Origin of the sequence: Clostridium aciditolerans, assembly GCF_016316925.1 — a bacterium.
GTDB classification, from domain to species: Bacteria; Bacillota; Clostridia; order Clostridiales; family Clostridiaceae; genus Clostridium_AM; species Clostridium_AM aciditolerans.
Window position 1 is genome coordinate 78225 of the sequence record NZ_JAEEGB010000004.1, and the last position, 21432, is coordinate 99656.

The window sequence follows — 21432 nt, forward strand, 5'->3', positions numbered from 1 at the left end:
TATTTAATAAATATAAAAATATCAGTAAATATGAAAACGATTTAATAAATATGAAAAATATTAGTAAATAAGAAATGGATTTAAGTATACATAAAATAAATCTGAAAATATACAAAAAAATTTAAGTATAGGTAAAATTTTTAGAAGAAATATCTTGCAAAACTATAAAATTTGTGTAATAATTAATAATAGTTGAAATTAATGTAAAATTATATCAAATGTTGATTTAGAATAGCAAAAAATATACTTATCAGTAAAATGTGTAAAATAATGTATGCGTAGAGGCAATATGTCGTAATAAAAATTAAGAAACTTTAACACAAGGATATGTTTAATAGTAGTATTTGGGGGAAGATATGAGTTTTTAACTCAATCTATATTTATTATCTAGAAATGGAGGGTTTTTTATGAATGGACAAACAGCTATGCAATTAGAGCCAAAGCAAGGGCAACCTAAGGCTCTCTACGGGTTAGGATTAACCTTTACCTTTGAGAGATTTGCATACTATGGAGGTAAACCAATTTTAGTACTTTTCCTAGCATATGCGGTGGCAAAAGGTGGACTTGGTATTTCCAAGTCAGAGGCAACAGTTATAGCAGCAAACCTAGGAGCATTTACTTACTTAGCTCCAATATTCGGAGGGATCATTGCTGATAAATGGCTAGGACCGAGATATTGTATAATGATAGGCACAGTTCTTATGGCTGCAGGTTGGTCTTTAGGATATTTTGCTACCAGCGCTGCATGGATTAACGCACTTATTATAGTAGTATCTATTGGAACAGGTTTCTTTAAAGGTAACTTAAATGCCTTAGTTGGTGAATTATATGAAAAAGAAGATCAACGTAAGGATATGGGATATTCAATTATTTACTCATTTGTTAATGGGGGAGCATTTGTTGGTTCACTTGCATTAGGTGGAATGTACATTACACATGGATTTAGAATATGTTACTTATTAGCAGCAATATTTGCTCTAATGTCAGGAATTGTATTTTTATTTACTTGTAAGCATTTAGGGGATTTAGGAAAAAGACCTAATAAATATTCTGTTGCTTCCAGCAAAGCAGATGTTAAAGTAGATGTTAATAGACCATTAACTAAAAGAGAAAAAAATCAGGTTCTTGTTATATTTATTTTAGCATTATTCTCAGTATTCTTCTGGTTATTCTACAATCAATCAGAAGCATCACTATTATTGTATGTTGATAGTTATACTAAATTTAATATTGGCAACTTTAAGGTGCCTGCTACATGGACTACAACTTCCTTTAATGGATTACTTTGTGTAGTATTATCACCAATAATGGCTACAATATGGTTCAAGCTTTCTAAGACAAGAAAAAATGGAGACCTTACTATGACACAAAAAATAGCTTTAGCGTATATATTCCTAGGTATTGGATTCTTGGTAATGGTAGGAGCTGAATTTGTAAGAGGTGGAGTTACAACTGCTAGCTTAAGCATGTTATGGATATTAATGTTTACATTATTCCAAACTATAGGAGAAATGTGTTTCTCACCACTAGGGAATTCAGTTGTAAGTAAAACTGCACCACCTAAATATTTAGCATTACTAATGGGGGTATGGAGTTTCGCTACATTCTTAGCTCAAAAGGGATCAGGATATATAGAAGGAATTATAGGGCAATTAGGATTAATGCAAGTATTTATAGCTATACCAAGTATTCTTTTTGTTGGATCACTTATACTATTTGCTTGTAATAAGAAGATTACAGAGCTTACTGAATAATTTAATAAATATATATAATAAGAAAATGTCTCACGATAGGAAACCTTTCTGTTGTGGGGCATTTTTACTTACTTTTAAATATACGGGTAAAGTGGTTTATTTTTGTTATTATATATTAATAAAATTATAAAAAATAAATTTAGTATAAGTAAAAATTTTTTAGTGTAGCTTGATTTTCTTTAATATATGTGCAATAATTAGTTGTAAACAAAAAAAGACATAAAATTATAAAAATACTTAAAATATAAGTGTTTTTGATATTATTCAACATTTAGGGTTATGGTAAATTATAGGTCTTATGTAAGCGTTTTCTGAAAGGTGTAAGTCTTAATAGAGTAAATTGAAAATAGGGAGGATTTATAAGGCAATTATGCTGTAGAATTCTTCGAGACTGGCAGCCTAGGAATCATCAATAGATCCATTTAGATGCCATAGCCACAGAAAAACCCCTTAACAATGATGAGAAACTGTGTTTAAACAGTTATCATAAACTTGTGTACGAGAAATTAGCTGAGCACCAGAGCGATGAGGATCGGGCATGTCTGAAATCGTGTACAAGAAAATTTAAAAAAAATTAGGTTTGGAGGAAAAATTATGAGTGAAATGGTAGTGAAAAACAAACGCCCTTTTGGTTTCTATGTTTGTTGCGTCGCGTTTATGCTCGAAAGAATGGCGTATTATTCTGCTAAGTATCTGATCTTTGTTTTTGTTGCTGCTACGGTGGTAACAGGTGGATTGGGCCTTACAAAAGTTGAAGCTGCACTTATTCAATCAAATCTTGTTGCTTTTACCTATCTTGCACCTATTGTTGGCGGATATATTTCCGACAGATACATCGGCGCTAGATACTGTATTCCAGTTGGATTAGCTTTGATGGGTGCAGGGTATTTTCTAGGTGGATCTGCAACAACTGTGACAACCATGAATTTAATGGTTACCCTTGTAGCTATAGGGACAGGCCTTTTCAAAGGTAACGTTTCTGCAATAAACGGTTCTTTGTTTGATGACGAGAACCAGCTGGATTCAGCATTTTCGGTTCAGTACTCTTTCGTAAATATTGGTTCCTTTATCGGAACAACCTTTGTAGGTATTCTTGTAGCAACTACTTTTGCGCATGGCGGAGTTCAAGGTTTCAGACCTGCATTTCAATTATGTGGTATTATTTGTGCTATTGATGCTCTATGGTTTTTGTTCGGTATGAAATTCCTTGGAGAAGTAGGTAAAAAACCTTTCAAAGCAGGTAAGCATGTTGAAAAGAAAGTAGAAACAGAAGTTAAACCATTGACAAAGGTGGAAAAAAGAAAGGTATTTGCTATTGTTTTAGTATCCTTATTCTCAGTTGTATTCTGGGTATTCTGGTATTTGACTTATCTTGCTGTTTATGATTACGGTGGTCAGTTTGTTAATATGAATGTAGGTGGATTTGCAGTGCCGCTTTCATGGTTTGATTCTTTAAACGCTTTAGTATGTATTGCTCTTGGACCAGTTTTAGCTGCATTATGGTTTAAGATGTCCAAGGGTCCTAAAGGAGATTTAAGTTTGTTTAAAAAGTTAGCTCTAGGTCTTGGCTTTTTAGGATTATCCTTCTTGATGCTTGTATTTGCAGAACTTTCAAGAGGTGGAGTTGCTACAGCTAAGGCAAACATTATTTGGATCGTGGCATTTGGTATTCTACTTAGTATAGGTGAAATGTTATTCTCACCACTTGGTAATTCATTTGTTACTAAATATGCACCGAACAAGATTTACTCTGTATTAATGGGGGTTTGGATTTTAGCTTCATTCATAGCAGGTAAATCCTATGGATATTTATATGAGTTTGCTTCAAAATTCCCAATTATGCAGGCATATGTTGTTATTCCGATTATTTTGTTTGTATCCGCAGTATTGTTGTTCTTCTTTGATAAGAGGCTTGTAGGTCTGCTTGAAGATAAAGAACCAACTAAAGCTGAGGCTGTGTAAATCACATAAGTTGTAAACATCTGAGATTGATTATAACAGGTTTATTTTCTAAAATAGAAAAAGATGACTTCTGTATTGCACAGGAGTCATCTTTTTTTATGTTTGATTATTCTATCTTGAGTGAATTTCTTTATGCTCTTTTGGATTACTATAATTAGGTAGGAGAGGGGTATCACCTGCTAAACCATCATATCCAGGTCCAAAATCACTAGTAAGGCCTGCTGATGTACTTTCTCCTAAAGATTCTTTTACAGCAGGTGTAGATAAAGTTACATCATTTAAAGAATTTTTTTTCATAGTTAAACACCTCCATTGTATAGTATGTATTAAAATATAAAATTTATATTACTATTTTTCTAAATCAGCATCTCTAAAGTAGAAGAATCCAAGTGGTGATACATGAACATTTTTAAGTTTTTTATTCATACAAACAACTTCAGTATACTCATATAAAGGTATGAATGGCATATCATTCATGATTGTATCTTCTGCTTGATGCATTAAAGCTACTCGTTTTGTTGCATCAGCTTCAGCTTTAGCAGCTTTAATTAATTTATCAAATTCTGCATTAGCATATCCAGGATGGTTTTGTTCGTTGCCAGTAGTAAACTGATCAATGAATGTCATTGGGTCGTTGTAATCTGCTATCCATCCATCTCTAGCAATTTGATAATTACGTTTATTTAGCTCAGTTAAGTGAACTTTTCTTTCAACGTTTCTTAATTGAACGTCTATACCTAAATTCTTCTTCCACATATCTTGAACAGCTTGAGCCACATTTTGGTGTCCTTGCATTGTGTTATATAATATTTCTAACTTAGGGAATCCCTGTCCATCAGGATATCCAGCTTCAGCTAAGAGTTTTTTAGCTTGGGCAACATCGGCAGTTGCTGGGTAGTATTCTTTATTTTTGAATTTACCACCGTTAGAGTCACTTGCTGCACTTGGTACAAAACTAGTAGCTGGCTTCTCACCAGATTTTGTTACTTTTTCAACTAAAGCAGTTCTATCTATAGCGTAAGTAAGAGCTTTTCTTACTCTAACATCTTTTAATACTTTAGCAGCTTCTGCATTAACGTTTTCTGCATTTGGTGATACATTAAGATTATAGTAGTATGTTCCTAGATAAGGATAAGCTACTGCAGTACCATCCTTTAATAAATTAGGAGTTTCTTGTGCAGGTGGTTTATCAAGCATATCTAATTGTCCAGATTTAAATGCAGCAAAGTAACTGCTTTCATTTTCTAAAGTTTTAAATTCTATTCTATCAAGCTTTACCTCCTTAGCATTCCAGTAGTTAGGATTTTTTTCGAAGTTCAAACTGTCTTTTGGTTTATATTCTTTCATAACAAATGGGCCGTTAGATATATATGTTTCAGCTTTATTAGCCCAATCCTTAGGATTTTTCTCTACTATATCCTTTCTTACAGGAGCATAAGTAGGGAAAGCAGTGAGTGATAAGAAGTAAAGTGTAGGACCTTCAAGAGTAACTACAAGAGTTTGGTCATCTGTGGCCTTAACTCCTACCTCATCAGCAGTAGCTTTCTTCTTATTATAATTTTCAGCATTCTTTACATAATAAATTTGATAAGCATATTCAGATGCAGTATTTGGATCTGCAGCTCTCTTCCAAGCATATTCAAAGTCTTTTGCAGTAACAGGTTTTCCATCAGACCATTTTGCATCTTTTCTTAAATGGAATGTATAGGTTAAGCCATCCTTGGAGATTTCCCATTTCTCTGCTACACCTGGGATTGGTTTATCATCTTTATCTAAGTTTGTTAACCCTTCAAAGGCGTTACATATAACTTTAGCACCTTCCACAGAATTGTTTAAACCTGGGTCAATAGTTTTTGGATCAGCCCCAATATTAACCTTAATTACTTTTTTTCCACTGGCAGTACCTGAAGTTGATTTACTGCCGCAGCCTGCAAATACTGAACCTGCTACTGCTAAAGTAACAAGTAATGCAAGCATTTTAGATTTTTTACTCTTTAACATAATAGCCCTCCTTATTAAATATATTCATATATTTTATAGATACAGAATTTAGTATCTGTATTCACTTGGTTACAGGTTAAAATAAATGTGCATTTTTAAAAGAGGTGACACGCTACACAATGACCGCCGCCTAAATCCTTTAATTCAGGCTCTGATTCTGAACATATTGGTTTTGCATACCTACATCTACCTTTAAATCTGCATCCAGGTGGTGGATCAATAGGGGATGGAGTTTCTCCTTCAAGCATAATTCTTTTATTTGCTGCAGACATATCAGGGTCTGGAACCGGGATAGCGGATAAAAGAGCTTGAGTATATGGATGTAATGGTTTCTTATATAATTCATTACTGGAAGCTAATTCTACCATTTTTCCTAGATACATAACTCCTATTCTTGTTGATATATGTTTAACCATTGAAAGGTCGTGAGCTATAAATAAATAAGTAAGACCTAAATCATCTTGTAAATCCTCAAGCATATTAACTACTTGGGCCTGTATAGATACGTCTAAAGCGGAGATTGGTTCGTCGCATACTATAAATTCAGGCTCAACAGCTAATGCTCTAGCTATTCCGATTCTTTGCCTTTGTCCTCCGGAAAATTCATGAGGATATCTACTAGCATGATCTCTATTTAATCCAACCTTACTCAAAAGGTAGTGAATTCTTTCTGCTCTTTCTTTGCCTCTCATTAATCCATGTATATCAAGAGATTCGCCTATTATATCTCCTACAGTCATTCTTGCATCTAGTGAAGCATAAGGGTCTTGAAATATCATTTGCATTTTTCTTCTGTAGGGAAGAATTTGACTAGGTGACAACTTAGCAATGTCTTGTCCATTGTAAATTATTTGACCAGCTGTTGGTTCATAGAGTTTTATAACAGTTCTACCTGTGGTTGTTTTTCCGCAGCCAGATTCACCAACAAGGCCTAAAGTTTCACCTTTATTTATAGCAAAAGAAACATCATCTACAGCTTTCACATATGTTTTTTTATTAGCTAAAAGCCCTTTTCTTATTTCAAAATACTTTTTTAATCCTTTTACTTCTAATAGTGCTTTTTTATCTTCCATTATGAATTCCCCCTTTCGATGTTAGCTTCAACCTTTGGTGCATCAGGGTGATTTAACCAACATGCAGAACAGTGACCTTTATTGGCTTCAAACTGCGGAGGTCTTTCGGTTAAACATATTTTTAATGTATATTCACATCTTGGAGCAAAAGGACACCCAGCAGGTGGCTTTAAAAGATCTGGTGGTGTGCCTTCAATTGGTTTTAGCCTTTCTTTTATATCCTCCTTAGGATTTGGTATACTTCTTAGAAGTCCCCAGGTATAAGGATGTTTAGGATTATAAAATATATCTCTTGAGTTTCCGCTTTCTACAATAGTTCCACCATACATTACATAGATTCTATTACATACGTCTGCTACTACCCCTAAGTCATGTGTTATAAGGATTATAGACATATCTATTTTAGATTTTAAATCTTTCATAAGTTCAAGAATTTGTGCTTGAATTGTAACGTCTAGTGCGGTAGTAGGCTCGTCTGCTATTAAAAGTTTTGGAGCACATACAAGAGACATGGCAATCATAGCCCTTTGTCTCATACCGCCGGAAAATTCGTGTGGGTACTGTTTCATTCTTTTTTCGGGACTAGGAATTCCAACTAATTTAAGCATTTCTACCGCTTTGTTGAAAGCATCAGTTTTGCTCATCTTTTTATGTTTTATAAGAGGTTCCATTAATTGTTCACCTATAGTGAAAACTGGATTTAATGAAGTCATAGGATCTTGAAATATCATTCCTATTTCGTTTCCTCTTATTTTTTCCATTTCTTTTTCTCGTAATTTAGATAAATCTTTTTCGTTAAATAATACTTGACCTTCTGTTATTTTTCCATTGTCAGTTAAAAGTCTCATAGTAGACATCATAGTAATACTTTTACCACTGCCTGACTCTCCAACTATTCCGATAGCTTCTCCTTTATCTAAATCTAGAGAAACTCCTCTTACGGCTTTTACTTCTCCGACATGAGTATAAAATGATGTGTGTAAATTTTTAATTTCAAGTAATTTCTCCATAATAAAAGCCTCCTATTACTTTCTCATCTTAGGGTCTAAAGCATCTCTCAAGCCATCACCCAATAGGTTAAATGCCAATATTGTTAAACAGATTGCTAAGGCTGGAAAAAACAACTGTGTTGGATACAGTTGAAATCCTTCTAATGCCTCTGATGCAAGTGTTCCCCAAGATGCTTGCGGTGCGGAAACACCAAGGCCTATAAAGCTTAAAAAGGATTCTGTAAATATAGCTTCTGGCACTGACAGTGTGAGAGTTACGATTATTGGACCCATGCAATTAGGGATAAGATGCCTTAAAAGTATTCTCATAGAAGAAGCTCCCAATGTTTTAGCGGCAAGAACAAATTCTTGTTGCTTTAAAGACATAATCTGTCCTCTTACTATTCTTGCCATAGTTAACCAATATGCTATTGCTAGGGCTATTATGATACTTTTTAATCCAGCACCGAAAATAACCATTAAAAGTATTACGTATATCATCATAGGGATGGAGTATAGAATATCTACTATTCTCATCATGAGGTTGTCTATTTTTCCACCAAAATATCCTGCTATACCTCCATATAAAATACCTATAACTATGTTAAGAATACTTGCTGCATATCCAACTGCTAAAGATATTCTTGCTCCATAAAGTATTCTAACAAAAATGTCTCTTCCGAATTTATCTGTACCAAACCAGTGGGCTGCACTTGGAGGTTGGTTGGCCATATCTAGATCCTGTGAGTAGTAGTTGTATTTTGAAAGTAAAGGACCTATAATTGCAATAATTGTAATTAATACAACAAATGTTAATCCTATCATAGCCAGTTTGTTTTCTTTTAATCTTCTCCAAACATCTTGCCAGTATGTGAGACTTGGCCTTACTATAGCTTCAGAATTTTTATCTGCAGAAGGAACTTTTTCAAACATATCTTTTGGTATAGAATTAGATACTGTTATGTTTAAATTTTCATCTAAATTTTTAGTTACTTGCATTTTGTGACCTCCTTAACTCTCTAGTTTTATTCTTGGGTCTATTGTTACATATAATAAGTCTACCAATAGATTACATCCTACCAATAAGGTACTGTAGAAAATAGTTACTCCTAGGGTAGTGGTATAGTCTCTGTTACCTATGCTTTGTACAAATTCTCTTCCCAGTCCAGGTATTCCAAACAATGTTTCTATTACAAAGCTTCCGGTAAGTACACCAGCAAGAAGAGGTCCTAGGTATGTTATTATAGGTATCAATGAATTCTTAAGGGCATGTTTATAAATTACTTTTGCCTTTGCTAATCCCTTAGCTTTAGCAACTTTTATATAGTCTTGTCTTACAACTTCTAAAAGGCTTGATCTAGAGAGTCTAGCGATAAATGCAGTAGCATATCCGCCAAGAGCTACTGCTGGTAATACTAAATTTTCTGGTCCATCAAAGCCTACTGCAGGAAACCATCCTAAATAAACCGCAAAAAAATAAATGAAGAAGGTTGCCATAACAAAGCTTGGAACTGTCACACCAAAAGTAGCAATAACCATACAGAGGTTGTCCTGCCATTTTCCTTGATGAAGTGCAGCAGTTATTCCCATGTATAGTCCTACTATAAGTGCAAAGCCTACTGAACACAGTCCGAGTTTTGCTGTTGCAGGAAATGAGTAGCCTATTACATCATTTACACTTTTGCCTTCATATCTCATTGAAGGACCTAAGTCTCCATGTAAAACAACATTTTTTAGATAAGTTGTATATTGTTCCCCAAGAGGTTTGTTAAGCCCAAACTTTGCTTCAAGGTTTGCTTGAACTTGAGGAGGTAATTTTTTTTCTGCATCAAAAGGCCCGCCGGGTATCTTGTGCATTAAAAAGAAGGTTAGAGTGATAACCACCCAAATAGTAACAACGCTGTAAAATAATCTTTTTAGAATATAATTGATCATATTTTGCCCCCCAATTTTTATGATTTAGTTGTGAAATTTTAAATAATAAAATAAATATTTATTCATTATTTGTTGGAATTTTATTGAAATTTAAAACAAGATATGCATAAATATGACATATCGTCTTTAATGGATTATTTAGAAAAAAGAAATTCTAAATTATATAATATTCAATTATCAATGAACAATTTTTTAAAAGCAATATGTTTTACATAATGTTATCATAGTGTGGAAGCTGTGTCAATTGATACTACTGCATTTGATGGTTGATAAAAATAGCCAAAATAATTATTTGTTGATAAATTTTTTAGAAAAAAGATTTTATTTAAAATAAAAATGTCGAAAATTTGGTGACAATATTTAATAAGTGTTTTCGACAAACAGACAAAATGTATAAAAATTACTATAATTTTTATACTAAAAATTTAACATTTAATGTATTGTGCGAATTGTGTTGTTTATAGTCTAAGATAGGAATAAGTAAAAATACTATTTTGTTTTAAAGTATGATAATATTAGAACGACTATTAAAGGAGATATAGATCCAATATAACTATTGTTTAGTTATATAAGTTCATAGGTATATCTGAAGTTTAGAATATCTAAAATTACAATTATTACCTCTAAGCAGAGAACTCAAATCTCTGATTTGAAGTGAATCGCTTACTCATTCGACGAAAGGAGAAGGAGTTTCATTTATTAATAGAATAGAAAGGTGAAAATGTATGATTCAGTGGTATAAATCCTCCTGGAGTGAAATAGTAAAGCTTCTAGAGAGCAATATTTATTCCGGATTAGACGGAGATGACATAAATATTAAGAGAGAGAAGTATGGTGCGAATAAAATTCTTATACCAAAGACTAAAAGTTTATACTCGATAATTATCAATCAGATAAAAGAACCTTGGGTAATTATGCTGAGTGTATGCTTAATTATTTTTCTATACTTTACTCAATTTATATTGGCAGGTATAATGCTGCTAGTTATAATGATGAGCATACTACCTATATCCTTAGATAAATATAATAATGAAAAAAGTATTAAAGAACTAGAAAGTTTAAATATTGGCAATGCAAGGGTAGTGAGGGACGGTAGGACTTTTAAGATACCTCTTGAAGAGTTAGTCATAGGCGATATTGTTATTGTAGGTCAAGGAGAAGGGGTGCCGGCTGACCTACGGGTAATTGAAAGTGAGGATTTAAAAGTAAATGAAACCTCAGTCACTGGAGAGAAGTATGTAGTAGAAAAATATGAAACTAAAATAGAAGATAAAGAAATAACACTATCTGATATGAAAAATATACTTTTTAAATCCTCTTTTGTTGTTGGTGGAAGTGGTACTGGTATAGTAATTGCCACGGGTATGAATACTCAAATAGCTAATATGGTAAAGCTTTTCTTTTCGGAAGAGGATAAAAGCACGGAAGTTGGAAAAAAGGTGCACGAAATTATTAATTATTTCTGCATATTTGTAATATCAGCTTTAATGATAAATATATCTCTAAGAATAGTTAGTAAAGAAAATATAAAACAAATGGTTTGTATTTCTGCTGAGTTTGTTCTGAATTCTATACCACAAGGTATTGTGATTATTTTAAGTGTAGTCTCATTATTCCTATTAAAAAAGATGGAAAAAAGCTCTATTGAATTTAAAGATTTGTCTATTATAGAGAAATTATCCTCAATATCAGTTATTTGTACTGACAAGGTAGGATCTTTTTCCAAAAATAAGATGGAAGTTGCAAAGATATTTACTAATGGGAATTTTATAGATGTTATCAGCGATGTAGTAAATGGAAGTTCGAATGAAGGGGATATTGAAAATCTACAAAGAATGTTGCATATAGGATTACTTTGTAATGACACACAAGTAAGTACTGGAAAGTTAATAAATCCTAAAGAAGATTTAATGGAAGCGGCAATTATTAAATTTGCTATGATGAATGGGTTAGATAAAAGAAATCTAGATAGACAGCATAAAAGAGTTGTGTATATTCCTTTTGATAATGATAGAAAGATATTGACCACAATAAACTCAGTAGACGAAAATTATAGAGCAAATATTAAAGGTTCTGTAGATTCTATAATAAATAAATGTACACATATAATGAAGAATGGTGTTGAATTAGATATAACAGAAGATGAAATAAATGCAATAAGAAGTGCAGGAGTTAGCATGTCTGCTGAATGTTTGTCAGTTGTAGGATTTGCCTATAGGAATTTTAATTATGAGCCTAGTGTTAAAGAAAATATTGAAAGCAATTTGGTATTTGTGGGATTGATAGGATTTGAGAACATGTTGAAGAGTGAGGCAATAGACTCTATTGCCAGAAGTGAGATGTTAAATATTAAGCCTATTATTATTACTGATGATAATAAGCTCACTGCTTTTGCTATAGGTAAAAAGATGAAGTTAGTATCAAAGGTGAATGAGATAATATCGGGAGTAGAGATTGACAATATGCCAAGCGATGAATTTGACAGAATAGGAGATAAAATAGGAATCTTTTCAAAGATAAATTCCAAACATAAGGTTAAGATAATAAAAGCATTAAAAAGTTATGGACATACTACTGCTATAGTTGGTTCTAAATTAATTGATTTACCTGCCTTAAGAGTATCTGACATAGGAATTACAACTTCAACTAGCAAAATGGTTAAAAAGTTATCAGATATTATTTTGAAGGATATTGGATTCATGCGTATTTTAAATATGCTTGAAGATTCGAGAAGAATAATTAATTTGCTAAAAAAAATTATTGTCTATATTATAAGTTGTGCAACTGCTATGCTTATATTTACCTCGTTAGTGTCTTTGCGGAAATATAATGTTCCATTAATGTATATTGAGAGTTTTTGGTTTAACAATATATTAATGATCATATCCAGCATGGCTTTAGCGATTCAGTATAAATATGAGGATGTTAAATGTACTAATTATAAATTAGATAAAGATGTTATAAAAGAGAATAAACCTTTTATAATTTTTAATGGATCAATAATGGGAATGGGAGCATTTATAGTGCTTATGTTAACATACAGCAAAGGAACAGCATTTGCTCAAGTAACGTCTTTTACTACATTAAATTTAAGTGCTGTATTTTTTACTCTTAGCTTTTCTAAGACGAAATTGTTCCAAAATAAATTCTCAAATTTAATTTTAGGGCTAAATTTGCTTTTACAGTTTGGAATAATGGTGTTAATGGGAGGTCTACATGTAATTTTAAGTGTAGACTATTGGGAAATTACTTTGGCTATTTTGGCTATATGTATTGTAATTTCGCTATTTAATAAATTAGGTAAAGAACAATATTATGATTAAGCCATCTGTTATTTGGTAAATATTATAATAGGTGGTGATATACGTGAAAAGGCCTCTTATCTATTATTCTATTTCAGTTTTTACAGGATGTATTTCTTCAATGATGTTGTATGAAAATGCTATCATAGGTGCAGTAATCGCTGCATCTTTTTTTGCTATTCTTTTCTTTACTTTAGATGAAAAATTTTTAATTATAAATATACTTTTCTTTGCAATAGGAATTTTTAGTTTTGCTATGTATTTTAATATAAAGGTTCCTGATACTATAGAAGTTAGGTTGATTGAAAATAAAGGATATTACTATATAAGCAACTATAAAGGAAGAAAGATATTATTAAATGGGAAGGTAAGTAAAATTAAAGAAGGCGAAAGAATAAAGATTTATGGAACTTTTAAAAATGATAAGGATTTCTCTAGAGGAGTTATAGGAAACTATAAAGTAGATAAATATGATGTCTGTAAAAGGGATTATGTATACTATTTGTATGAAATAAAAAGAAATATTTATACGCAGTATAAAGAAGTATTAGGGGATGAGAGATCCGCTTTAGTGATGGCTCTCTGTTATGGCGATACAGGATATTTGACTAAAAATCAGAAAAGTGAGTTTCTAAAAATGGGAGTGTTTCACGCTGTTAGTGTATCTGGATTTCATATGGCCATTATATATAAGGTATTGGAACTTATTATTGGTTTAAAGTTTGCAATTTTAGTATCCTTTATTTATATACTTTTCACGGGAATGCAAGCTTCAACTGTTAGAGCTTTTATAATGATAATTATATTTAAATTTTCAAAAATGTTTTTCAAAAATTATGATAATTTATCAGCCTTAGCATTGGCAGCTCTTATACTGCTTATAGGCAAACCCTACTATGTCATAGATGTTGGGTTTATGCTATCTTTTTTAGCTACTCTCGGAATTATCTTATACTATAAAAAAATTCTGAGAACATTATACAAACTACCCCAAAAGTTAAATGAGAGTTTAAGTATAACATTGAGTTCTCAAATATTTTCTGTACCCTATACAGCCTTCAATGTTCAAAATTTTAGTAGTGGATTTATATTAGGGAATATTTTTTTACTTCCGATGTACTCAGTAATAGTTATATTAGGAAACTCCGCATTATTGTTTTGCTCTATTCCTGTGATATTTAGACTTTTAACCAGTGGATTAAATTTTATGTTAACTGCTATAGAAGGTGCGAATTATTTAATTTTAAAGTTTTGTCCTCCTATAAGCTATTTAACATATTTAGATGGTTTTGCATTAATCCTAATTTACTTGAGTTTTATTTTATATAGGCATGGTTATATAAAATTTAAATATTTACCATCATTTATATTGATATTAATATTATTTCAAAGTTACAGTTTTGTACCTCAAGTATACCACATTAACTTTTCTGAAGGGGAAGGAGTAGTTGTAAAGTACAAAACTAACAAAGTTATGATATGTAGTTACAGTCAATCCTCAGTTAAAGAGGTAATTAATATAAAGGAAAAAATGAATGTAGATAAAATTTTTACTAACCCTAAGCAAAATTTTAAAATTAACATTGGTGAAAGGTTTCAAATAGGGGTTATGTGCTATGGCGAAGGTAACATTTTTAATACGATTATTAGTAATAAAAATAAAAAGTTCGTCTTTATTGACAATAATACGAAAAAAGAAGCTTTAAGTGTATTTAGAAGCTATGATGTCGTAAAATTGCCCCAAAGGTCATTAGAAAATAATTCTCAAAATAATAAAGTGTACATTAGTGAAGACAACATATCTTTATATGTTATAATATTCAATAGAATATTTAGAGTGTATTAATAACGAGGTGTATTTAAGTGATAGATGTAGCTACTTTTCATCAAAATATAAAGAAAAATATTATAAATAATTGTTATGTATTATGTGGTAATGATGAACAGACTATAAAAGAATGTGTTAAGTCTCTAGTAAATAAGTTTGTAGATAAAGATTTTATTGATCTAAACTACATGGAGTTTGATGGTAATTCTTTAGAAAGTTTTGAGCCTGTGATAAATGCATGTCAGACACTTCCTTTCATGAGCGACAAAAAGGTCGTTTTAGTATATAGAGCCTCTTTTATAGAGGATGATAAGGGAGAAAATAGTAAGATTTCTGCAGATAAAGCCTTTAACAATTTTTGCGAGTATATTGGTACAATACCAGATCATTGCATACTTATAATTTATGATGTTTTTAAGGGTAAAAGAGATAAGCCGGGAAAGCGAATAAATAAACTTAGCAAGAGCTCTTGTGTGGTAAAAGTTGATAAACTAAAGGGTCAACAGTTAGAGAATAAGATAAAAGTTTTTTTTGAGAATAGAGATAAACAAATAGGGCGTATTGAATTAAAAGCTTTCTGCAGCGTAATGGACGAAAATAATTTGAGTGTAGTTGAAAATGAAGTCGAGAAACTCTGTTGCTTTACAGATGGGAGAGATATAACTAAGGAAGATATCAAAGCTTTATTTTTAAAAAGTAGTGATGATGACATTTTTGACTTAGTTAATCCAATTTCAAATAAAAGATTGAAGGAAGCTCTTGAAGTATTAAATGAGCTTATATATAGAGGTGAAAAAACAAATCACATATTAAATATGATTGAGAGACAATTCACTTTGTTATTTAAAGTAAAACTGGGGGTTAATGCTAAAAAAAGCAAAGAAGTTATTATGAAAGAGGTTAATGTAAGATCAGATTATGCTTTTGATATGCTTTTATCTCAAGGAAAAAAGTTTACTTTAAGACAGCTTCAGCATGCTATTGAGCTTTGTATAAATGCGGAGCAGAAGATGAAGACTTCCACAGTTGATGAAAAAACAGAGCTGGAATTATTAATTATAAATGCTATAGCGGGATAATTTATATAATTAAATAGTAAAAAGCAAAAATAAATAACCGGTTGTAAAAAACCGGTTTATTTATTAAGCAGTTAAGCTATTTAATTTTGCTGCTAATCTTGACTTACTTCTTGCTGCCTTATTCTTATGTATGATTCCTTTTGATGCAGCCATATCTAGAGATTTAACAGCAGCTACAAAAGTAGTTTTTGCTTGCTCAGCGTTTCCACTTTCCACAGCAGCTAAGTATTTCTTTATAGCAGTTTTTAATGCTGATTTAATCATTTTGTTTCTAAGAGTTTTAGTTTCTGTAACTTTTATTCTCTTTTTTGCTGATTTTATATTTGCCATATTTTCACCCCCTTATAATTTTATAGGGCCTCAACAGCTTTGGGGAAATTTGCTAGTGAGTCTCGTTTATTCAACAAATGATATTATATCATTAATTTTTCAGCACTTCAAGTATTTTTTAGAGCATAATTGACAACATTCACTATGAGGAATAATCAAAGAAATAATATACCAGTATTCTTTTATAGGAAACTCATTCAGCTTACGCTGAAGAGTACAGTTCGTTACCAAAATCAAAGATTTTGAACAAACTAGCATTTGGTCTATTATTTCTTTTCATATGCATGAATTCAGAAATAAGAATATGAACGAAAAATAAGGAAAAACTAATAATGGAGAATTAAAGATTCAGTTGAAAGGATGTGAAATTATGTTTAGTATTAGGACAGATTTAGCTGTTGAAGCAAAGGAGATATATGAAAAACAAAATAGTGGAGATATATCAGGAGTGGAGGTAGATGAGCGTAAAGAAGGAGAAATAAAAATAACCAGTGTTAAGATAGTAAATGACATTGGTGAAAAAATGATGAGGAAGCCTAAAGGTACATACATAACTATCGATATGCCTAGATTTACTCATTATGATGCTGATACAATGGACGAAGTAAGTAAAGTTCTTGGAGAGAGCCTATCCAATATGGTTAAACTTGATGATAGTATGACTGCACTTGTAGTGGGACTAGGCAATTGGAATATAACTCCTGATGCCTTAGGCCCTAAAGTTATATCAAAACTTATGGTAACAAGGCATTTAAAACAACTTATACCAGATCAAATAGACGAAGATATAAGACCAGTGTGTGCCATAGCACCAGGAGTTTTAGGACTTACAGGCATTGAAACAGGAGAGATTATAAAAGGGGTTGTAGATAAAATAAAACCTAATTTAATAATATGCATAGATGCCTTAGCATCAAGAAAAATAGAAAGGGTAAATTCAACTATACAGGTTGGAAATACTGGGATATCTCCTGGTTCAGGAGTAGGAAATAGAAGAATGGAATTAAGTGAACAGACTTTAGGTATACCAGTTATAGCTATAGGAGTGCCAACTGTTGTAGATGCAGCCACTATGGCTAATGACACTATAGATATGGTTTTGGATCAAATGGTAAAGCAAGCGGAAAAGGGTGGAGAATTCTATAACATGTTAAAATCTTTAGGCAAAGAAGAAAAGTATGCAATGATCAAGGAGATACTAGATCCTTATGTTGGAAATCTTATGGTTACTCCAAAAGAAGTTGATTTGGTTATAGATTCTGTTTCAAAGGTAATAGCTAATGGGATAAACATAGCTCTTCAACCAGCTTTAGATTTAGAAGATATAAACAGATTTTTAACTTAAGGCATAATTAAAGAAATAATAAACCAGTATTCTTTTATAGGAAACTCATTCAGCTTACGCTGAAGAGTACAGTTCGTTACCAAAATCAAAGATTTTGAACAAACTAGCATTTGGTTTCTTATTTCTTTTTATATGCCTAAGTTATAAATTATAGCCCCTTCTCATATAATTTAATATCACTAAAGTGTGAAAAAATTAGATTACATGAGAGGGGGGAACTGCTTTGAGTTTTTTCATAGCGGTGAAGAAGTGAATTACAAAAAGATGGGGGATAAAAAGAATTTCAGACTTAGGGCATTTGTATTAATGGTGACGGCACTTATAGTTATCATTTTGCCCTGCGTGGTAAAAGCAAATTCTTATGGCAGCAGTATTAATAGAAATATGCTTTTTGTTCAAATACTAAATTATACTATGCCTGTTGTTAAGGCTACTTCTTTTAGTGAGGAAGATATGGCTGAAAGCAATTTTACAATTGGACAAGTAGCACTTGGAATGGTTGGGTTAGATTTAAATAATCCTATGACAGTATTAGGTAGAGAGTTGTCATTTATAAATATAAATAACTCTGAAGGAAAAGATAATCTTAATGTAGATTTTAATCACTTCAAGTTAGATGATAAACAAATTGCAAGGGATAGTGAAAAAACAAATTCAGATGCAAATAATGATTTAAATTTAGAAAACAAATCAGTGAATGTACATGATCCAAAACTTAAGAAGACTTTAAATACTAGCAAACCTGAAGTTTTAATATATCATACACATACCACTGAAAGTTATAAACCGGGAGATGCTATTAGTTCTGATAATAGTCAGAACGTTTGCGCTGTAGGTGATGCTTTAGTAAATGAACTTCAGTCAAATTACGGGATATCCGCAATAAATGATACAACTGTACATGATAGAGAAGCTTACACACAAAGTTATGCAAGATCAGTAGTAACTTTAGATAAGTATTTAAAACAATATAATGATTTTAAATTAATAATAGATTTACATAGAGATTCTGTAGGTGATAATAAGAAGGCTGTTACCACTAGAATGAATGGAGAAAATGTGGCTAAAATAAGTATTGTAATGGCAAAAAAGAATCCTCACTTTGATAAAAATATGGTACTAGCTAATAAAATAATAGAAAGTTGCAAAAAAAATTTTCCTGGTTTTTACAAAGATACAGTTTATTATAACAATGGAACTAGATATTTTAATCAAGATAGAAGTAATAACGCTATTTTAATAGAGGTAGGAGCGGATATAAATACTACGGATGAAGCAAAGGCTTCCACAAAGTACTTAGCTAGAGCAATAGCTGAAGCTCTTAATAAATAGCAAAAAATGCGGAGCATTTTTTTAGAGGACAATTGACAAAGGACAGAGGACAGTGAAGGAGGAAAACTCACCTTCATTGTCCTCTGCCAATTGTCCTCTGAAAAACTTTGCGCCGCAAAATTTTTAAAAAGTGAATAAAAGTATTAAAATGGTACATCCTTAAGATAACGAGGTATAAATTGTTATAAAGGGGTGTATTTTTTTATGAGAACTAGAATTAGAAATATTATATTAGTATTATCAATATGTCTAATTATAGTACTTTATGGCTTCATAGTAATAAGTGATAGTCTGCCTAAGTTTATAAAAGATAGATCTGCTTTTAAAATAAGTTATAATATATCTCCTTTTGATTTTAGAATGGATATTAGTGAATACTCCTTTTACATAAATAATAAAGTGGCTGATAATATAAAAAATAACTCTACAAAATTATTAAATAATGTAGAGAACAAGGTTTATGATAGCACCTCTGGTATCATAAATAGAACTTCTGAGGTATTTAAAAGTGTAGAGGAAAAAATAAATGGCGCTTTACAAAATAAAGTCAGGTAATATACTTTTCTCCATACTAACCTTGTGTTATAATTTACTATGATTATTTATACTACTAAAAGTATGAGAAAGATTTGCATAAAAGTGCAAATCTTTTAAATTGTTAACTAGTAATGGAGGGTAAAACGGTATGCAGAGCGAAAGACAAAAGCGTATAAGAAATTTTTCTATTGTTGCTCACATAGATCACGGAAAGTCAACACTTGCAGATAGATTAATACAGAAAACAGGTACCCTTACCGAAAGAGAGATGGATGAGCAGGTACTTGATAATATGGATCTTGAAAAAGAAAGAGGAATAACAATAAAATCACAGGCAGTAAGACTTGTTTATAAAAGACCTAATGGTGAAGAGTATATTCTAAACTTAATAGATACCCCAGGACATGTAGATTTTAACTATGAAGTTTCAAGAAGCTTAGCTGCTTGTGAAGGTGCGATATTGGTAGTAGATGCTACCCAGGGGATACAGGCTCAAACTTTAGCAAACTGTTATTTAGCATTGGATCATGATTTGGAAGTAGTGCCAGTAATAAATAAAATAGATCTACCTAGTGCAAGACCGGAAGAGGTAAAACAGGAAATAGAGGATATAATAGGTTTAGAAGCACATGATGCACCATTAGTTTCAGCTAAAACTGGAATTAATATTGAAGATGTACTTGAGGCTGTGGTATTGAAAGTTCCTGCACCAGAGGGTGATGAAGAAGCACCATTAAGAGCTCTTATTTTTGACTCATACTATGACAGTTATAAGGGTGTAGTATGTCATGTAAGAGTTAAAGAGGGGACGATAAAACCAGGAACAGAAATAAAACTAATGGCATCGGGTAAAGTGTATGAGGTTACAGAAACAGGGATATTTGTACCAAGATATATGTCTGTTCCAGAGTTAAAAGCAGGTGATGTTGGATATTTCACTGCTTCTATAAAAAATGTTAGAGATGCTCGTGTTGGTGATACAGTAACAGAAGCTAAAAGACCAGCAAAGGAAGCATTAGCAGGATATAGACCAGCAATACCTATGGTATACAGTGGTATTTATCCAGTAGACGGAGCAAAATATGGTGAATTAAAAGAAGCGCTTGAAAAGCTTCAAGTAAATGATGCAGCTCTATCCTTCGAGCCAGAAACTTCTATAGCATTAGGTTTTGGATTTAGATGCGGATTTTTAGGTCTATTACACATGGATGTAATTCAAGAGAGAATAGAAAGAGAATTTAATTTAGATATTATAACTACAGCCCCATCTGTTATATACAAGATAGGAAAAACTGATGGTACTGTTATAGAACTTACCAATCCAACAAATCTTCCAGATACTACAGAAATAAAATACATGGAGGAGCCAATTGTTAAAGCATCTATAATTACGCCATCGGATTATGTTGGACCAGTTATGGATTTAGCTCAAAATAGACGTGGAATATTCAAGGATATGCAGTATATAGATACTACCAGAGTAAGCTTAAACTATGAAATTCCATTAAATGAAATAATATATGATTTTTTTGATGCTTTAAAGTCAAGGTCAAGAGGATATGCTTCTTTAGACTATGAATTAGCAGGATATAAACCAGCTAAACTTGTAAAGCTTGATATACTTTTAAATGGAGATGTAGTAGATGCTTTATCTATGATAGTTCCAGATGAAAGAGCCTATGCAAGAGGAAGAGCCATAGCGGAAAAGTTAAAGGAAATTATTCCAAGACAAATGTTTGAAATACCTATTCAAGCTGCAGTTGGCGGAAAGGTTATCGCAAGAGAAACTGTTAAAGCTATGAGAAAAGACGTTTTAGCAAAATGCTATGGTGGAGATATATCAAGAAAGAAAAAGCTTCTTGAGAAACAAAAAGAAGGAAAGAAAAGAATGAGACAGGTAGGAAGTGTAGAAGTTCCACAAGAAGCATTTATGGCGGTGCTCAAGACAGAAGAATAAGAATGCGA

Annotated in this window: 16 protein-coding genes; 9 read left to right on the top strand and 7 right to left on the bottom strand. The window is 31.8% G+C overall.

Annotated elements, in window-relative coordinates; all coding sequences use genetic code 11:
• The first annotated feature begins 407 nt into the window (after positions 1 to 407).
• Both I6U51_RS03120 and I6U51_RS03125 read left to right on the top strand, forming a co-directional pair.
• The gene (locus tag I6U51_RS03120; protein WP_246517050.1) at positions 408 to 1754 is read left to right on the top strand and encodes a peptide MFS transporter; all 1347 of its coding nucleotides are present in this window, start codon (positions 408 to 410) and stop codon (positions 1752 to 1754) included.
• A gap of 603 nt (positions 1755 to 2357) precedes the next feature.
• Positions 2358 to 3716, top strand: a complete 1359-nt coding sequence (locus I6U51_RS03125; protein ID WP_211141255.1) for a peptide MFS transporter — start codon at positions 2358 to 2360, stop codon at positions 3714 to 3716.
• 111 nt (positions 3717 to 3827) lie between these two features.
• Here the strand turns inward: I6U51_RS03125 and I6U51_RS03130 are convergent, their stop codons facing one another.
• From I6U51_RS03130 to I6U51_RS03155, 6 genes are all read right to left on the bottom strand, one after another.
• On the bottom strand, positions 3828 to 4013 hold the full coding sequence (locus I6U51_RS03130) for a hypothetical protein (RefSeq protein ID WP_211141140.1): 186 nt from the start codon (positions 4011 to 4013) through the stop codon (positions 3828 to 3830).
• 51 nt (positions 4014 to 4064) lie between these two features.
• The gene (locus I6U51_RS03135; RefSeq protein ID WP_211141141.1) at positions 4065 to 5717 is read right to left on the bottom strand and encodes a peptide ABC transporter substrate-binding protein; all 1653 of its coding nucleotides are present in this window, start codon (positions 5715 to 5717) and stop codon (positions 4065 to 4067) included.
• Positions 5718 to 5812: 95 nt separating this feature from the next.
• A complete protein-coding gene (locus I6U51_RS03140; protein ID WP_211141142.1) occupies positions 5813 to 6790 on the bottom strand; it encodes an ABC transporter ATP-binding protein in 978 nt (325 codons plus the stop codon).
• Positions 6790 to 7800 carry an ABC transporter ATP-binding protein gene (locus I6U51_RS03145; RefSeq protein ID WP_211141143.1) on the bottom strand — a complete coding sequence of 337 codons (1011 nt, stop codon included), beginning with the start codon at positions 7798 to 7800 and terminating at the stop codon, positions 6790 to 6792. Before I6U51_RS03145 ends, I6U51_RS03140 begins: the two co-directional genes overlap by 1 nt.
• A 15-nt stretch (positions 7801 to 7815) precedes the next feature.
• On the bottom strand, positions 7816 to 8778 hold the full coding sequence (locus I6U51_RS03150; protein ID WP_211141144.1) for an ABC transporter permease: 963 nt from the start codon (positions 8776 to 8778) through the stop codon (positions 7816 to 7818).
• A gap of 12 nt (positions 8779 to 8790) precedes the next feature.
• Complete coding sequence (locus I6U51_RS03155; RefSeq protein WP_211141145.1) at positions 8791 to 9714, bottom strand: ABC transporter permease; 924 nt, start codon at positions 9712 to 9714, stop codon at positions 8791 to 8793.
• A gap of 725 nt (positions 9715 to 10439) precedes the next feature.
• On the opposite strand from I6U51_RS03155, the gene I6U51_RS03160 reads away from it, so the two are divergent.
• The 3 genes from I6U51_RS03160 to holA are packed head-to-tail and all read left to right on the top strand — an operon-like array spanning position 10440 to position 15923.
• Positions 10440 to 13037 carry a cation-translocating P-type ATPase gene (locus I6U51_RS03160; protein ID WP_211141146.1) on the top strand — a complete coding sequence of 866 codons (2598 nt, stop codon included), beginning with the start codon at positions 10440 to 10442 and terminating at the stop codon, positions 13035 to 13037.
• Positions 13038 to 13080: 43 nt separating this feature from the next.
• On the top strand, positions 13081 to 14862 hold the full coding sequence (locus I6U51_RS03165) for a ComEC/Rec2 family competence protein (RefSeq protein WP_211141147.1): 1782 nt from the start codon (positions 13081 to 13083) through the stop codon (positions 14860 to 14862).
• Between the two features lie 17 nt (positions 14863 to 14879).
• Positions 14880 to 15923, top strand: a complete 1044-nt coding sequence (gene holA / locus I6U51_RS03170; RefSeq protein WP_211141148.1) for a DNA polymerase III subunit delta — start codon at positions 14880 to 14882, stop codon at positions 15921 to 15923.
• A 63-nt stretch (positions 15924 to 15986) separates the two neighbouring features.
• Here holA and rpsT read toward each other — a convergent pair whose 3' ends face one another.
• The gene (gene rpsT, locus I6U51_RS03175) at positions 15987 to 16253 is read right to left on the bottom strand and encodes a 30S ribosomal protein S20 (RefSeq protein WP_211141149.1); all 267 of its coding nucleotides are present in this window, start codon (positions 16251 to 16253) and stop codon (positions 15987 to 15989) included.
• Positions 16254 to 16623: 370 nt separating this feature from the next.
• Here rpsT and gpr point away from each other — a divergent pair, with 370 nt between their 5' ends.
• From gpr to lepA, 4 genes are all read left to right on the top strand, one after another.
• Positions 16624 to 17598, top strand: coding sequence for a GPR endopeptidase (gpr, locus tag I6U51_RS03180; protein WP_211141150.1), 975 nt, complete (start codon positions 16624 to 16626; stop codon positions 17596 to 17598).
• Positions 17599 to 17847: 249 nt separating this feature from the next.
• The gene (locus I6U51_RS03185) at positions 17848 to 18930 is read left to right on the top strand and encodes a stage II sporulation protein P (RefSeq protein ID WP_343069471.1); all 1083 of its coding nucleotides are present in this window, start codon (positions 17848 to 17850) and stop codon (positions 18928 to 18930) included.
• A gap of 204 nt (positions 18931 to 19134) precedes the next feature.
• A complete protein-coding gene (locus I6U51_RS03190; protein ID WP_211141151.1) occupies positions 19135 to 19485 on the top strand; it encodes a hypothetical protein in 351 nt (116 codons plus the stop codon).
• 130 nt (positions 19486 to 19615) lie between these two features.
• Entirely contained in the window at positions 19616 to 21424 is a 1809-nt protein-coding gene (gene lepA / locus I6U51_RS03195; RefSeq protein ID WP_211141152.1) for a translation elongation factor 4, read from the top strand.
• Positions 21425 to 21432: the final 8 nt, after the last annotated feature.